This is a genomic window from Undibacterium sp. FW305-107 (assembly GCF_058788535.1).
Genome location: NZ_JBYTAV010000013.1, coordinates 1 through 16,787, shown reverse-complemented (window position 1 = coordinate 16,787; position 16,787 = coordinate 1). Strand labels below are relative to the sequence as shown.

Here is a 16,787-nt window from a genome sequence, read left to right as displayed (position 1 = left end):
TTTTGATTACCATGCGTAAGTGGACAAGACTAGACTATCAAACCATGCCATGGAAAAATGGCGGCGGCAGCACGACTGAGCTGGCGATATTTCCTACAGATGCCAGCCTCGATCATTTCGTCTGGCGTTTGAGTACAGCTGAAGTCAGCAGCAATGGCCCGTTTTCGCATTTTGCCCAGATAGACAGGACGCTGGCGATTTTATCGGGCGAAGGCTTGATACTGCATAGCGATAGCGAGCAGGTTCATGGTCAGAGTGTTTTCCTCAAACAGGATAGCTTGCCGCATCAGTTCAAAGGTGAAACGCCTATCAATGCCGAACTCTTGCATGGCACAGTGCTGGACCTGAACATGATGACGCGGCGCGATGTCTGCACCCATCACATGCAAAGGCTGGAAGCAGGCAAGCATTTCATCGAAGCCAATGATGCCCAGCAGCTTTTGTTGTTCTGCGCCAAAGGCAGTGCCCGTCTGGCCACAGGTGAGACTTTGCAAGACTATGATTGCTGCCTGTTTGAAGAGGAACATGAGCATCAGGGCATACGACTGAACCTGCACGCTGATGAAGACGCGGTACTGTATCTGATACGCATACAGTTTTTAAGCATGGGTGACAGCTGATGACTTCAACAGCTTTAAACTGGGACAGCCTGTGGATCAATGTCCACCTGGCTCGCATGACGGACGGTTATGGCGAAATCAAAGATGCTGCCATCGCCGTCAAAGATGGCAAGATCGCCTGGCTGGGCAAGCAAGGCGAATTGCCAGCAGAGTATGTCGCTGCCAAAACACATGATGGCAAGGGCTGCTGGCTGACACCCGGCTTCATCGATTGCCACACCCACCTGGTGTATGCAGGTAACCGCAGCAACGAATTTGAAGCGCGTTTGAATGGCGTCGCTTATGAAGAAATTGCCAGGCAGGGTGGCGGCATCAATGCCACTGTGCGTGCCACCCGCGCAGCGAGTGAAGATGAATTGCTGGCTGCAACGCTGCCGCGCTTGCACGCCATGCTCGCGGAAGGTGTAACCACATTGGAAATCAAGTCCGGCTATGGCCTGGACCTGGAAACCGAGGCGCGCATACTGCGCGTGGCCAGACGCATAGGACGTGAATTTCCCGTGCGCGTCAAAACGACGTTTTTAGGTGCACATGCCTTGCCGCCAGAATATGCAGGGCGGGCAGACGATTACATCAAACTGGTTTGCGAACAGATGCTGCCAGCTTTGGTGGCTGAAGGTTTGGTTGATGCCGTCGATGTATTCTGTGAAAAAATAGGCTTTACTCCAGCGCAAACTGAACTGGTATTCCAGGCTGCACAAGCGCATGGCTTGCCAGTGAAACTGCATGCTGAACAATTATCTGATCAGGGCGGCGCAGCATTGACGGCACAATATAAAGGCCTGTCTGCAGATCATCTGGAATATTTGTCGGATGAAGGCATAGCAGCCATGGCGGCCAGCGGCACGGTGGCAGTGCTCTTGCCAGGTGCATTCTATTTTTTACGAGAAACCAAATACCCGCCATTGACAGCCATGCGTGCGGCTGGTGTGCCGATTGCTCTGGCAACGGATTGCAATCCGGGTACTTCACCCATGACTTCGCTGTTATTGACCATGAACATGGCATGCACCCTGTTCCGCATGACGCCATTGGAAGCATTGCAGGGCGCGACTTGCCATGCGGCGCAAGCTTTGGGCCTGAGTGTCGAAACTGGCAGTCTGGAAGTTGGCAAGACTGCTGATTTTGCGCTGTGGGACATCGCCAGACCGGCAGACCTGGCTTATCACATTGCAGGTAATCCTTCGCAGGCCAAGGTGTTTGCTGGGAAGTTGCTGGCCTAGAGAGTTCGGAATCTTTGCTGATTGACATTCTTTAACCCCGCTTAGACGGGGTTTTCTTTTGATCGCTGTCGTTGACGACTATAATCTTGCTTAGCTATAAACAAACGCAACAGAACCATCAGGCCTTGACATGACGACAATAAAACAGAAAATCACCAATGCAAACCAACGCTGGCACTTGGGGCGCTGGGCCGCAGGCCTGGTTGGCTTGGTATTTTTGCTGGCAGCGCTGAGTTGGGCTTTTCTGCCGGGTATAGTCAAGCGTGTCGCAGCTGAGCAAGTGCAGCAACAGATAGGCCGCAAGCTGGATATGACGGATATCCGCTTTTCACCCTTCAAACTGGCGCTGACGATAGAAGGTTTGAATTTGTATGAGGCTGACCAGCGTACACCGGCAGTCAAGGTCAGGGAGCTGGTACTGAATCTGTCGCTGGCATCGCTGTTTCGTCAGGCCCTGATCGTCGATGAAGTCAGGCTCACCGAACCTTATGTACATATTGTCCGTACTCCGGGTGAGGGCTACGGTCGCTACAACTTCAGCGATATACTGGAGAAAATTGCAGCCATGCCCAAGAGCGAATCGACGGCACGCTTTTCGCTGGCAAACCTGCAGCTCGCAGGTGGACGCATAGAGATAGATGACAAGGTCGTCAATGAGCAATTCAAGATAGAAGCACTGCAAATCGGCGTGCCCTTTGTGTCCAACTTCCCTAATCAGGTAGAGAGTTTTGTCGAACCCATGCTGTCGGCCAAGGTCAATGGTTCAAACTTTGTGCTCAAGGGTAGGGCGAAGCCATTCACGAATAGCCTGGACACTTCTCTCGCAATTGATCTTGACAAACTGGACCTGACACAATATCTGCCCTATGTGCCCGTAGCCTTGCCTGTGAAAATCCAGAACGCAAAATTGTCGACCAAACTGGATTTGATTTTCAGCCGCAAGAATGCCCATGCCGAATTGTTGCTGGCGGGTGATGTCAATCTGGATGACGTGCATGTCAACGATAAGGCGGGTACACCCTTGTTGAAGCTGGGCAGTTTGCATGCACAAATCAAGCAAGTGAATGTCATGACAGCCGCAGCCAGCATCAGCAAGCTGGAATTGTCTTCACCAGAAATCTGGCTGGATATCAATCAGCAGGGGCAATTGAACTGGGCTAGCCTGGCCACTCCACCTGCGCCCGCTACTCCGTCCAAAGATAGCAAAACGAACACTAAGAATACGGTAGTGCCTGTAACGGCTAGCACCGCTTCTGCCGCATCATCCGTGGCAGTGAGCGTGGCAAAACCGGTCGCTGCCTTGCAGCAATTGGCAGAATTGCAGCTGTCAAAAGGGGTTTTGCATTTCCGTGATGCCAAGCACGCTAACCCTGCACAAACCGTCAACCTCAAAGATATCAGTCTGACCGCGCGTGGCTTGTCTTCTGCAGCAGATGCCAAAGCGGCTGCGTTCAAGTTTGCACTCAGTGGTGAAAACGATGAGAGCTTGAAACTGGAAGGCGAGATGCAGCCACTGAATGGTACGGCCAAGGCGCAACTGGCTTTAAGCTCCTGGTCTCTGGCTACTTACCAGCCTTTGCTGAGTAATTATCTGCTCGCCAGTGTCAGTGGTAAGTTTGATGTGAATGCGCAATTGCAAGTGCAAAAAGGTCTGGTGCAAGTTGATGATCTGGGCATGAAACTCAGTCAGTTCGCCATCAAGCCCAAGTCTGCTGATGATGGCAGTTTCAACCTGAAAGCATTGACGGTAGATAAGCTGACCCTGAACATGGAGAGCAGGCAAGTCAATATAGGTAGCGTGCTGTTTGATGGCCTGGTGACGGATGTGCGGCGCGATGAACAAGCGGTATTAAACCTGAAGAAATGGCTGAAATCCAGCTCAAGTGCCAATGCAGGCACCAGCCCGGCTGCGCCTGCCGCAGTAAATAGTGCCGCCACTAGCACGCCTGGCGCTGCCGCTACGGCAACATGGAAAGTCAATCTTGCCAGTCTGGATTTCAAGGACAGTGCTGTCAGCTTCAATGATAAATCCATGTCGCCAGAAGTGAAGCTGAAGCTGGATGCCTTCAATTTGCATGTGGAAAAACTCAGCAGCGATATGTCACAGCCAGTGAAAATGACTTTGCAGACCAATATAGGAAAAAAATCCAAACTGGCTTTAGACGCAACAGCATCCAGCCAGCTAAAAAGCATCAGCATGAATCTGGATGGGCAGGGTTTGCCTGTGTCGGCATTATTTCCGTATGTGTCGCCTTATGTGAATGCCGCATTGACACGTGGCAGGGCAGATATCAAAGGCAAATTAAACCTGAACAATGTACTCGACAGTAACAGGCAAATTAATTACGAAGGCATGCTGGCACTGAATGACTTCCACCTGCTGGAAAATGGTGCTGAAGAAGATTTCCTGGAATGGAAAAACATCGCCATGGATGGCATCAGTGCACAGATCGGTGGCGACAAGCAGTTGGTTACCCTCAAAAAACTGGCACTCAATGATTTTTATGCGCGCGCCATTTTGTCTGCCAAGGGTAAGCTGAATATACAGACTATCCTCAGTACCAAGAAAGCTGATGCGGAAGAAGCAGAAGCAACCGCAACTGCAGCATCGCCAGTAGCGCAGACAGACGATGCTGCGGTAAAAGCCGTCACCAGCAAAACGGCGACGACGAATATCGTTACCGTGCCCTTGCCAGCCAAGCCAGAAAAAACCAATCCGGTCGTGATACGCATAGCCCAGACCACATTGAAGGGTGGCAATATCAATTTTACCGACAATTTCGTCAAGCCAAATTACACAGCCAACCTGACGGGTGTAACAGGCACCATAGGTGCGATCGCGTCCGACAATCCGCAACCAGCGACCATAGAACTGACTGGCAAGGTTGATGATGATGCGCCTCTGGTGATCTCGGGCAGCCTGAACCCTCTGGCCAGCCCCATGTTCATGGATGTCAAGGCCAGCGCCAATGGCCTGGAATTGACACGGCTGACGCCCTATGCAGCCAAGTACGCTGGTTACGTCATAGAAAAAGGCAAGCTGTCCATGCAAGTATCTTACCGCATAGAGAATCAGCAATTACAGGCAGAAAATGATGTGCGCCTTGATCAACTGACTTTCGGTGAAAGAGTGGACAGCCCGACGGCAACCAAATTGCCCGTGATGCTGGCAGTTGCCTTGTTACGAGATAACCAGGGCCGTATTGCCATTAACTTGCCTATTACCGGTTCCCTGTCTGATCCGCAATTTTCAGTGGGTGGCATTATCTTCAAAGTCTTCATGAACGTGATTACCAAGGCTGTGACTTCACCATTCGCTCTGTTAGGTTCTATGTTTGGTGGTGGGGAAGAGCTGGCTTATATCGAATTTTTGCCAGGCCAGACCAGTCTGACGCCTGCTGCGGCTGCCAAGCTTGATAGTCTCGCCAAGGCGCTTAAAAATCGTAGTGCCCTGAAACTGGACATCATAGGTCGGGTAGAGCCAGCGAGTGATGCTGACGGCATACGCCAGATATTGCTGCTGCAAAAAATGCGTGAACTGAAATGGAAAGACGTGCATCAAAAAGACCGTACGATCAAAAAAGAAGACATCGTCATTACGGATGCTGAAAAAGCCAAGTATGTGGAAGAAGTCTATCAGGCAGAAAAATTCACCAAGCCACGCAATGCCATTGGCCTCGCCAAGACTCTGCCAACGGCAGAGGCCGAAAAAATGATACTCGCCAATACCCAGGTTACCCCCGAAGCCTTGCGCTCTCTGGCACAAAAACGCGCTGACGCCGTGCGTGATTATCTGGAAGATGTTTCTGGTGTTGAACGTGAGCGCTTATTCCTGATTGCCCCCAGACTCAGTGCCGATGGCATCAAGGATAAGGGCAGTCCGAACCGGGTGGATTTCTTGCTGAAATAGGCTGAACAAGGCGGAAGCGATTTAGTCTTGCAATGAAGCAGCACGGTAAGCAGGGATCTGTACTGGAGTATTCGTTGTCCCTGCCACAATCCTATTACTGCGCTACACGCCTGTACCTCGCATCTTTTTTCCAGACAGGCATCGCGGTGTCGTTGCCAAGTGCATAACCCAGATTTAAAGTAAATTGCGCCTGCTGTAGCATGCCGCTTAAATCCCATGCCGGGTTATAACGATCGCGCGGGGTATGGTAGTCTTTTTTAAACGCTTTCATTTGTGCTGCTTCTTGCTCTGCATCGTGATCAAAGGCAAATGATCCATCACCAGAAAACACAGCGGAACCGACATTAAACGCCGGAACACCCGCCCGCACAAAATTGAAATGATCGGCGCGAAAGAAGGCACCTCCTAAATCGGGAACGGGTGGTGCAATGCGCAAGCCCATTTTTTTGGCAACGGACGTGGCGCTGTTAAACAGGCTGCTGTGCTCACTGCCTGCTACGCCGATGTCCTGGGTTTTGCCGACAAAATTCATGCTGTCCAAGTTGAGATCAGCTGCAGTTTTTGCCAGTGGCCATAATGGGTGTTGAACGTAAAATGCACTGCCAAGCAGGCCTTGTTCTTCCGCCGCAGGCCATAAGAAAATTTGTGTGCGTTTCGTCGGATGTGCCACTGCAGCTTGCGCCATGACCAGCAATGCGGCCGCACCGGAAGCATTGTCCACGGCGCCATTCCAGATTTGTGCAGGTTTGCCGGGTTCTTGTACTATGCCCAGATGATCCCAGTGCGCGGAATACAGTACTGCCTCATGTTTAAGTTTTGCATCCTTGCCAGGGACCATGCCAATGATGTTTTGCTGCTCCACTTTACGCACGCTACTGCGTAATGTCACATGAACCCTTGCATCGATTGCGACCGGCCTGAATTCACGGGTTTCGGCGAGTGCACGCAGCGCATCCAGGTCTTGCCCTGCTGCAGCGAACAGCGCCTTGGCAATATCTTCCTGTAGCCAGCCTTCCAGTGCATTGCCGTTATTGCCGTCGCTGCCAAGACTAAAGCGTTCATGGCTAAAAGATGTTTGTGGCACGTTCCAGGCGTAACTGGCTGAGGGTAAAGTGTGTATCAATAGCACACCCGCGGCACCTTGCCGTGCTGCTTCTTCAAACTTGTATGTCCAGCGGCCATGATAGGTGAGCGCTTTTCCCGCAAAACGATTTGGTTCCGCCAGGGTTGGCTGAGGATCATTAACCATCATGATCAGCAATTTGCCTTTGAGATCGACGCCTTTGAAATCATCCCAACGCTCTTCTGGTGCGCGTACACCGTAACCGACAAATACCAGCGGAGCATTGAAATCATTATCAGCTTTGCCGTTGGAAGAACCATACACAATCTCAGTCCCCAGGGCTGGCGAGAGGGTAGCTTTGTTAGTTTCAAAACGCAGTTGGCTACTGCTGAGCGTTTGACTACCAACCAGTGTCACAGTTTGCCTGTAGCCATTTGCGCCCGGTAGCTGCACCAAACCCATTGCTGCCGCTTGCGTTTCCAGGTAGCGCACTGCAAGATCGCCGCCGCGTTGTCCGGTACCACGTCCTTCCAACAAGTCGTCAGATAAAAATGCCAGATGCGCACGCAAGGGAGCTTCTTGCACTTGCTGCGCCTGTGTAGCATGATGGGACAGCGCAAAATTTAAAACTATGCTGGATATGACGGTTAACACGAGGCGCATCAGTATTCCTATAAATTGATTTGATTTGCCGCCAGATCATATTACAAAGTCGGTGTTTTTTATTTGCCAATAGATATCAACGGTTCACAGAAGCAGGATAATAGCCATTATCGTTGCAGTACAAGATATGTAGGTCTCACAGGGACGCTACCATATTGATGAACTATGTCAGGTCAACATACTTGGAAACGGCGGTGTTTTCCCTTAATTATTTGCCTTATAGTAAGAGTAATCTTGATTGTCTGACGGATAAGTGAATAATTATTTCAAAAATACATTTTTAGTGGGAACAAAAAGGGGATTTAGGTCCTGACTTTGTTGTCGAGGGCTCTGCGAATGATGATTATTCTGATAATGAACAGGATTTATTGTTGTTTTACGAGTAATCTTGATTTATCCTGAGGCCATCTGTTTTATCTATCGCAATAAGGAGTAGCAATGACTTCTGCAACGCTCGCCAGCATTTTGTATGTTGAAGACGATGCTGATATACAAACCGTGGCTCAAATTGCTTTGGAAGTTGTCGGTGGTTTTAGTTTGAAAACTTGTAGTTCCGGGGCGCAGGCCATTGCAGAAGTCAATGCTGGCTTTGTTCCTGACTTGCTGCTGCTTGACGTCATGATGCCGAATATGGATGGCCCGACCACTCTGGCCGAGTTGCGCAAACTGCCTGGTACCGAGTCTACGCCAGTCATCTTCATGACTGCCAAGGTGCAGTCTTCAGAAATGGATTTTTATAAGTCGCTGGGCGCCATAGGCGTTATTGCAAAACCTTTTGATCCTATGGAACTGTCAACTCAGGTGCGAGGTTTATGGCAGGAGAAGGCTTAAATGTCTGATAAAAATGATAGCCTGCAAGAAAAATTGCTTGCTCTCGAAGCAATTTTTATGCAGAAGCTGCCGTCCAAGTTCGAAGAGATTACCAGTACCTTGCAAAAGGTAGTTGAACGTCCAGACGACAAAGACTCCATGGTTGTCCTGCACCGGCACTTGCATACCATGGCAGGTTCAGCCGGTACTTTTGGCTTCGCTGACATAGGTACGCAGGCCAGGGTATTTGAATCCACACTAAAACCTCATCTTGAGGGGAAAGCCTGGGACCCGGTTGAGCTAAAGGCTTACTCAGATGAAGTTAATCGCTATTTTGAATACGCCTTAAAGCATGACAATAAGCCTGTTAATGGTGTGGCCGAGAGCGTGCAGGAAGAAGAGCGTGAATCAAGTGACCCCCATCTGATTTATCTGGTGGACGAGGACGAAGCGCAAAATCAGGAAATCACCACACAGCTTGAGCATTTCGGTTATGAGGTGGTGCGCATGAACCATCTCGGTGCCTTGGCAAAAGCAGTGGCTACTCGCAGACCGCATGTGATCGTCATAGAGCTGAGCTTCCCGGAAGGCAAAGTCGCAGGGGCTGAAGAAATCTCACGCATCAAACAGATAGAACGCTTCCGTATCCCTACGGTATTTGTATCGCGCTCCAGCAGCTTTGATTCACGTTTATTGGCAGTACGCGCCAGCGGTGACGGCTATTTCACCAAGCCTGTCGATGTTGTCGCCCTGACTGAGCGCATAGAATCCCTGCTGCAACTTGGTGAAAACAAGAGTTATCGCGTGCTCATCATTGATGATGATGCCGTGACTTCCAAGTTTTACGGCGCAATCCTGCGTGATGCAGGCATGAATGTCTACCTGCTCAATGACCCAACGCAGATATTGACGGTGATGACAGATTTTCGCCCAGAACTGCTGCTCATGGACATTTACATGCCAGTCTGCAGTGGTGTCGAACTATCGCGTCTGATCAGGCAAGATAATTCCTATGTTGATGTGCCTATCGTATTCCTGTCCAGTGAGGCAGACCTCAGCAAGCAGCTCGATGCCGTCAGGGCAGGGGCGGATGATTTCATCACCAAGCCGGTGGCGCCGGAATATCTGAAATCTTCCATCGCCTCAAGGGCTGAGCGCTACCGCTCTTTGCGCGCCCTGATCATGCGCGATGGTTTGACCGGTTTGTTTAATCACACTGCCATCAAGGAGCAACTCGCATCCGAGATTTCGCAAGCTGGCCGTACCGGTTCGCCTTTGGCACTGGCGATGATAGATCTTGATAACTTTAAGTATGTCAACGACACCTACGGACATCCCGCTGGTGACCAGGTCTTGCGTACGCTGGCCAGGCTCTTAAGGCAACGACTGCGCCGCAGTGATATCGTTGGACGTTATGGTGGCGAAGAGTTTGCTGTGATTTTCCCGGATACCTCGGCCACCACGGCACGCCGGGTACTGGATCAGGTCAGGCTGGCATTCACCAAGATACAGCAGCATTGCGAAGGCGGGCATTTCTCCGTCAGTTTTTCTGGAGGTGTGGCCGATCTTGAATCTACGCTGGATGCTGATGATTTATTCGATATTGCCGATGCTGCCATGTATGTGTCGAAGCAGGAAGGGCGCAACCGTATCAGCCTGGCCTGACCTGCTCTAATCTACTGAGCAGCAAGTAAAACACAGGCTGCCATAGGGGGCCGAGCCCATGGCGGCCTGTTTTGTTTGCGGCTCAACTTTGATAGAGGCATTGTTTCTTATGCTTACATATTGAAAAAGCAAGTGCAGACAAAGTTCAGTGTACACTGGAGTATCTTTATTGCTGTTCAGGTTGCTTAGTGTTTTCAAAATTTCTTCTCGGCAATTCAACTCTGGCTGCCATGTTGATGCTTTACCTGCTTCTGGCTTTTGCGAGTGTTGGAGTAGGCAGGCATAGCTCGCCCGAAAGCCAGTTGCGCAAACAGGTGAATGCCTGGTGGTTTATTTTTCCCATCGTCAGCCTGAGCCTGTTTTTGTATCCTCTGGGGCCACTCCTGATGGCTTTGCTCATCGTGCTACTGGCAGTGCGTGAATTGTCCCTGCACTATACTGGTCCGCGTTGGCGTTTTTTGTTGCCGTGCTTCATATTGGTGGCGCTGCAGATAAGCTTGCAATATGTGGACAGTTTTGATCCCAGCCTGATTTTACCCGCCATACTGTGTCTGCAAGCGCTGCAGTTTTTCATCTGGCGCCAGCGCAATCAATTACTCCTCATGCTGTTTGTACTGCTCTGTTATGGCTTGAGTTTCATGCTGGATTTATTGACGCTGCCGTTTTCAAACGAAGTCAGGCTGGCCTGGTTTTTTTATCTGTTTGTCGTTACTGCCCTCAACGATATAGCCCAGTTCGTCAGTGGAAAAATTTTTGGCAGGCAAACTATCGCCCCCACTATCAGCCCGAATAAAACCGTGCAGGGCCTGATGGGAGGCGTGGTGATTTCCATGCTCGTATCACTTGGCCTGGGTACCTACCTGCATCTGGCCAGCCCTGCTTACTTGCTGTTGATGGGCGTCTTGCTGTCGTTCGGTGGTTTTGCCGGTGACCTGATTTTTTCTGCAGCCAAACGCTATTTGAAGATCAAAGATTTCTCTGAACTGATACCTGGGCATGGCGGCATACTGGACAGGGTAGATAGCCTGGTCCTGACCGCACCCCTACTGTATCTGGGATTGTTATTTTGAAGAAAAGAATTTAATAAGGACTATGCATGACAACAGAATTGCAAACGAAATGGCTATGCAGTGAATCCGGCTTTGACAGCCATGACAGTACCCGTTTGTTTTATCGCGTCTGGCAACCGCTGGCTATTCCAGCATATCAGCCACAAAAAGCCCTGATATTCTTACACCGTGGTCATGAACACTCTGGCCGCATAGGCCCATTGGTAGAACAATTTGGTTTTACCCAGGACTGGGCCTTTGCCTGGGATGCGCGCGGCCACGGTAATTCGCCAGGTGAGCGTGGTGATGCGCCTGATTTCCAAACCATGGTGCATGATTTTGACAGCTTCATCAATCATATCCAGCAAAGCTACGGCATCGCCAAAGAAAACATGCTTATCGTGGCAAACAGTGTGGGTGCTGTGATTGCAGCTACCTGGCTGCACGATTATGCGCCGCGGGTGCGTGGTGTAGTGATGGCTGCTGCCGCATTTGATATCAATCTGTATGTGCCGCTGGCTAAGCCGGCGTTGCGTTTTGCCACTTGCTTCAAGCCTGACTTGTTTGTTACCAGCTATATACGCTCAGCGATGCTCACGCATTCTGCCGAGCAGGCCAAGGCTTATGATGCAGACCCGCTGATTACCAAGAATATTTCTGCCAAGGTGTTGCTGGACCTGGCTGATACAGCCAGGCGGGTAGTGCAGGACGCCCAGGCGATAGATGCACCAGTGCTGATGCTGGTTGCCGACAAGGATTATGTCGTCAAGCAGGCACCGCAAAAGCAATTTTTTGAAAGTATCTCATCTACGTTGAAACGCTATGTCCTCATAGAAAACTGCCATCACGCGATTTTTTATGAAAGTGAAAACCAGGTGCAGCAAGCCATACAGGCAGCGAAGGATTTCATCATCGAATGTTATGGTAAAGACTTATTGCCTTTGCCGCATTATTTCAAGGCAGATACCTTAAGCCAGAGTGCGCGCCAATACCAGGCACTGCAACAGGGTAAGTTGGGTGGTGCGCTGGAAAACGCTTTTTACGGCATGCAAAAGTTTATGTTGAGATATTTGGGTAGACTCAGCAATGGCATGACTATTGGCCTGCAACATGGCTTTGATTCCGGTGCTTCACTCGATTATGTTTATCGCAATCAGGCGGGTGGTCGTTTGCTCATCGGTGGCATGATAGACCGTGGTTATCTGGATGCCATAGGCTGGCGCGGCATACGCCAGCGCAAGGCGCAGATGCAGCAGACCTTGTCTGATCTGATACAGCGATGCCCGGCAGACCAGACAGTACGCATACTCGATATTGCTGCTGGTGGTGGCCGCTATGTGCTGGAAACCATCAAGCGCTTCCAGAACCGCAATATAGAAATCAGCCTGCGTGACTTTGACCAGGCTAATCTGGATCAGGCTAGGTTGCTGGCTGAACGTTTGCAGTTGAAAAACAAGATCAGCTATCAATGCCGCGATGCCTTTGCTGCAACCAGTTACCCCGCCGAGGAAGATGCCTATGACATCGTCATCGTCTCGGGCTTGTATGAATTATTCAGCGACAATGTGCTGGTACTGGCATCCCTGCGCGGCATACAGCAGCAATTGAAAATTGGCGGGCACCTGGTCTACACCGGTCAGCCATGGCATCCACAATTATTGATGATCGCCAAAACACTGAATAGTCATCGGGGTCAGTCATGGCAAATGCGCCCGCGACCACAGGCAGAAATGGATGCCCTGGTCGCCAGCATAGGTTGCAAAAAGATTGCGACCCAGCTTGGCATAGCCGGGATATTTACGGTGTCGGTGGCACAGCGTGATGCGGCAACGCCCGTTTTATCCGATTGAACAAAGTCCAGAGCAAGAGTAGCAGGACGATGATCAGTACGGCGTTCAGCCAGATAGCTGGTAACTGAAACGCTACCAGCAAAGCCAGCAAACCAAAGGCAAAAGCGCGGTCGCTTTTGCCCATGGGGCCATCAAAGCGGCGTTTTGAACCTGCCAGCAAGGCTGCCACGCCAGCAAATTCTGTCAGCAAGCCCAGCATGGCCACTGCAATCAGCAAGGGCAGTTGTATGCCCACTACCAAAGCAAAAGGCAAAACCAGGGCCGCATCTGAAACCTGATCGCCAATTTCATTGAAGATGGCACCAAAAGCTGTTTTTTGCCCGGTAAAATTCGCCAGCATGCCATCAATCGCATTTAATGCCATGCGCCCAAACATGAAGACAGGCAGGCCCAGCCACAGGCTTTTATTTTGCGGATAACAAGCCAGTGCGATGCCATAGATGATGGACAAACACATTGCCAGCAAGGTCACCTGATTTGGTGTGATATGCCGTTTTGCCAGACCAGCCAGTAGCGGTTGCAGCAGTTGCTGAAAGCGTGGCTTCAGTTGGTAGATAGAAAAACTCATGACTTGCTTTGTGCCCCTTGTGACATATACAGTTTGGCCAGCAATATACATCGGCTATAACCCATGGCGCAATGCAGGTAAACAGTTTTGCCAGCAACTATTTCTTCATGCAGATATTGCAGTATTTCGCTGACTGCTTCTGGTGGCGGTGTCAACAAATCCAGCAGAGGGACGTGCCGGTTGGCTGGTGTGCGCAAGACGGGACTTTCGCTGAGCTCATTTGCCAGATCAATGATGCTGCAAGCGGTTGGCAATTGTGCTGCTTCTGCATTGCTGAGGCGGCGTCCTACCCAGAGTTGTTCTGTCAGTTTGATAATGAGAGGTTTGTGCCGTTCACGCCAGGCCACAGCATGCCAGGTCAAGTGGTAACCAAGCAGATAGGGCGCATACAAGAGCCATATCCACCAAGGATAGCCTCCTTTTTTCTTATGCAAGAAATGACGATCACGGCGATAATATGCCAGGCTGACCAGCAAAAGACTGCACGCGATATACAAGGCCAACAGGCTGTGGAGGGCGATCACTCCTATGATGAGAAACAGGCTGGCAAAGATCAAATAATAAAATGCCACCTGTGGCTCAGTCTTTTTCGGTTTGACAAAGATCATGCAGAGCCAGGCCAGCAATGCGCCGCTTATGACATCCAGCACGTGATGCTGATAAGTGAACAGGGTCGAGACAGCCGTCAGTATCAACCACATTGCCAAAGCCATGCGTAGCAGAGCAGACCTGACGTGTTCACGCAAACCAAACCAAAATAAAACGCAATAAGCGACATGTAGTGATGGTAATTGATTATATGGTTTGTCTATTAATGCCAGATAATCATAAAGATATGCGCACCATGCAGAAGAGATGGCTGGTCTGGGCCAACTGAATTGCAAGGGGTATAGTACAAAAATGAAGGATGCGACTACGGTTGCCAGCAAGAGACGCTGGCTGAGTACGCGCAATTGATCCCGGTTGCTCATCATGATGAAAGCCAGACAAAAAAACAGGCCAGAGCTGAGATAGGGAACGATCATCCATTGTAAAAACGGGATACCAGCCTCAAATGAAAAAGCAGCGTGCCGTGCTATCCCTTGCTGTTGTGCCAGCATATTCGCGGTCAGATAGCACAGGGCAAACGTCAAGGCATTCAGCAACCAGTGACGCAAGCGGTGTTGCACAGTTGCAGGAGTGGACGGCATTTGGTGTATGTTTAGCCTTAACAGTGTGATATTTTAGCAGTATGAATCAAGTTAAAAAATATAAACGCTGCATGGTATTGGCAGGCGGTGGGTTTCGTTTTGGTATTTATCTGGGAATGTACGCAGCTGCCTGCGAGGCTGGCCGTGCGCCTGATATTCTGCTGGCAAGCTGTGGTGGTGCCATTGCGGCAAGTATTATCGCCGCGTTTCCAGATGATGCACAGCGCAAGGCATGGCTCAGTTCTGAAGAGATGTATCACTACTGGAGTGGTTTGAAATCGTCCTCGAGGGCGGGCATAGTCCGCGCTTTGGCGTTGGCTGCCAAGCGCGGTTTTGGGCGTGACTCTGCCAACACCATACCTGACTTGTTCAATGAATATCTGTTTGAAATCCCGGCTGAACTGCCTTTACCACCTGTCGCAGCAAGTGCACAGTCTGTCGCCACCGCCATCATAGGTGGCAAACTGCTGTTTAATGAAAGTGAAGTCGGGCAACTGCGCGGCCAGCGCAAATTATTTGCAGAAACCGTGTTTTGTGATCCAAGAGCAGCAGCGCTGCTGGACGGTATGTCTTCGCCATTAGCAGACCCGCGTTGGGGTGAGCATGCCATTTCAGAGCAGCTATTGTGTGACGTACAAACGCCAACCAGTCTGGCAGCACGTATTTCTATCACAGACATGTTTTATTTCCGCTGCCATACCCACACCGATGGCAATTATTTTGGTGGCGTACTGGACTTGTTCCCAATTGAAATAGCAAAACGCCTGGCCGATGAAGTCATGATGGAATTCAAGCAAAGCTTTGACCAGGCTTTTTCCATCCCGGCCTGGCGTACCGTATTGGGCCTGGACGGCAATGCTCGCCTGCGTTATGCAAATGGTCAGTCAGTCGATGTGCGTATCGATACTTCTGACGTGGCGACGGTATTGGCCAAGGAGTCGGTACAAAAGAAACTGGACTGGCGCAATAACCGCATACGCCTGAGCATGCCAGAAACCCACGCCACTTATGTCGCCTATATGGAAGCGCAATGGCAGTATGGTTATGCGCGTGGCATGGAAGCCTTTACCAGACAGGCCGCCTATGATGAAGCCATCATGATACGCAGCAGCGACAAATACAGCAGGGGCGTGGCCTGAGCATGATGAACATCATGGTGATAGGCGGCACCAGTGGCATAGGCCTGGCGCTTGCCCGTCACTATTTGCAGCGCGGTGACAGAGTAGCAGTCTGTGGCCGTGACTTGCAGCGCCTGCCTGCTGACTTGGATAGCCTTGCCAGTTTAGTCAGCTACCAGTTTGATATCGCAGACCGTGCCGCCTTGTCGCAAGCCTTCGATGATTTTGCTGCACAAGGCCTGGACATGCTGATCGTCACAGCTGGCATTTATTTCAATACCCGCAGCCACTTGCTGGATGAAGCGGCTACTCTGCACATGCTGCGGACCAATGTCAGCGGCCTGAGCCACGCGTTTGAATTGGCAGCTGAAAAAATGCTGCTGCAAAAATCGGGGCAACTGGTTGCCATCTCATCCGTCGCTGGTTTGCTGCATGATTATCCTGGTGCCTCTGTCTATAGCGCGACCAAGCGCAGTGTATTGAGTTTGTCTGATACCTACCGTATTGCGCTCAAGCCTTTTTCCATTGCCGTGACTGCGATAGTGCCGGGCTATATTGATACCGCGAAGCTGCGCGCTTTGAATGAGGGTGATGCCAGTCATAAGCCTTTTATCATGCCTGAGCAGAGCGCGGTAGCTTTGATTGCGGATGCTATTTCTGCGCGGCGTGACAGGCTGGTGTTTCCGTGGCAGATGAAGTGGCTGATTGCGCTGCTCAATCTTTTACCGAGGTGGGTGTTGAAGTTGAGGAAATAGTACGGACTCTTGCAGAATTCCTTCGCGTCAACAATACAGCAACCGTAGTTACGTCATTCCTGCGTGTTTTTGGCAGGAATCTAGAGACGTTCGTAGCATGTTGCGAAGTTCATTAATTTCAGATTCTTAGCCAATCTGGCTTCTTTAAAACTGGCACATGTAATTTTACGATTGCAGGCCGGTGGTAGACCGGCGGCTACATCCCTTTTTGCTTCGCTAAAAAGGGTGTAGTGGTCTAATTTGCCAGGACAGTGAAATAAGAGGAAACTCAATCACAAAGAGGCCTCAACATGATGAAGAAAC

General features: G+C 50.5%; 12 protein-coding genes. 9 read left to right on the top strand and 3 right to left on the bottom strand.

Annotation, left to right across the window (positions count from 1 at the left end; translation table 11 throughout):
- Window positions 1–11 precede the first annotated feature (11 nt).
- The 3 genes from AC3WQT_RS24695 to AC3WQT_RS24685 all read left to right on the top strand — a co-directional run bounded on the left by AC3WQT_RS24695 (window position 12) and on the right by AC3WQT_RS24685 (window position 5,753).
- Window positions 12–620, top strand: a complete 609-nt coding sequence (locus tag AC3WQT_RS24695) for a HutD/Ves family protein (RefSeq protein WP_492708028.1) — start codon at window positions 12–14, stop codon at window positions 618–620.
- A complete protein-coding gene (hutI, locus tag AC3WQT_RS24690; protein ID WP_492708027.1) occupies window positions 620–1,843 on the top strand; it encodes an imidazolonepropionase in 1,224 nt (407 codons plus the stop codon). Before AC3WQT_RS24695 ends, hutI begins: the two co-directional genes overlap by 1 nt.
- A gap of 130 nt (window positions 1,844–1,973) precedes the next feature.
- Complete coding sequence (locus AC3WQT_RS24685; RefSeq protein WP_492708025.1) at window positions 1,974–5,753, top strand: DUF748 domain-containing protein; 3,780 nt, start codon at window positions 1,974–1,976, stop codon at window positions 5,751–5,753.
- Between the two features lie 94 nt (window positions 5,754–5,847).
- Here the strand turns inward: AC3WQT_RS24685 and AC3WQT_RS24680 are convergent, their stop codons facing one another.
- On the bottom strand, window positions 5,848–7,479 hold the full coding sequence (locus tag AC3WQT_RS24680; protein ID WP_492708023.1) for a M28 family peptidase: 1,632 nt from the start codon (window positions 7,477–7,479) through the stop codon (window positions 5,848–5,850).
- A 438-nt stretch (window positions 7,480–7,917) separates the two neighbouring features.
- Here AC3WQT_RS24680 and AC3WQT_RS24675 point away from each other — a divergent pair, with 438 nt between their 5' ends.
- The 4 genes from AC3WQT_RS24675 (at window position 7,918) to AC3WQT_RS24660 (ending at window position 12,853) form a co-directional block, all read left to right on the top strand.
- On the top strand, window positions 7,918–8,310 hold the full coding sequence (locus AC3WQT_RS24675) for a response regulator (RefSeq protein ID WP_492708021.1): 393 nt from the start codon (window positions 7,918–7,920) through the stop codon (window positions 8,308–8,310).
- The gene (locus AC3WQT_RS24670) at window positions 8,311–9,954 is read left to right on the top strand and encodes a diguanylate cyclase (RefSeq protein WP_492708020.1); all 1,644 of its coding nucleotides are present in this window, start codon (window positions 8,311–8,313) and stop codon (window positions 9,952–9,954) included.
- A 236-nt stretch (window positions 9,955–10,190) separates the two neighbouring features.
- The gene (locus AC3WQT_RS24665) at window positions 10,191–11,024 is read left to right on the top strand and encodes a phosphatidate cytidylyltransferase (protein WP_492708018.1); all 834 of its coding nucleotides are present in this window, start codon (window positions 10,191–10,193) and stop codon (window positions 11,022–11,024) included.
- 26 nt (window positions 11,025–11,050) lie between these two features.
- On the top strand, window positions 11,051–12,853 hold the full coding sequence (locus AC3WQT_RS24660) for a bifunctional alpha/beta hydrolase/class I SAM-dependent methyltransferase (protein ID WP_492708016.1): 1,803 nt from the start codon (window positions 11,051–11,053) through the stop codon (window positions 12,851–12,853).
- Here the strand turns inward: AC3WQT_RS24660 and AC3WQT_RS24655 are convergent.
- A complete protein-coding gene (locus AC3WQT_RS24655) occupies window positions 12,801–13,421 on the bottom strand; it encodes a CDP-alcohol phosphatidyltransferase family protein (RefSeq protein WP_492708014.1) in 621 nt (206 codons plus the stop codon). The genes AC3WQT_RS24660 and AC3WQT_RS24655 overlap by 53 nt on opposite strands.
- Complete coding sequence (locus AC3WQT_RS24650) at window positions 13,418–14,611, bottom strand: phosphatase PAP2 family protein (RefSeq protein WP_492708012.1); 1,194 nt, start codon at window positions 14,609–14,611, stop codon at window positions 13,418–13,420. Before AC3WQT_RS24650 ends, AC3WQT_RS24655 begins: the two co-directional genes overlap by 4 nt.
- A gap of 41 nt (window positions 14,612–14,652) precedes the next feature.
- Between AC3WQT_RS24650 and AC3WQT_RS24645 the strand changes: the two genes are divergently transcribed.
- Both AC3WQT_RS24645 and AC3WQT_RS24640 read left to right on the top strand, forming a co-directional pair.
- Window positions 14,653–15,750, top strand: coding sequence for a patatin-like phospholipase family protein (locus AC3WQT_RS24645; RefSeq protein WP_492708010.1), 1,098 nt, complete (start codon window positions 14,653–14,655; stop codon window positions 15,748–15,750).
- Between the two features lie 2 nt (window positions 15,751–15,752).
- The gene (locus AC3WQT_RS24640; protein ID WP_492708008.1) at window positions 15,753–16,484 is read left to right on the top strand and encodes an SDR family NAD(P)-dependent oxidoreductase; all 732 of its coding nucleotides are present in this window, start codon (window positions 15,753–15,755) and stop codon (window positions 16,482–16,484) included.
- Window positions 16,485–16,787 lie beyond the last annotated feature (303 nt).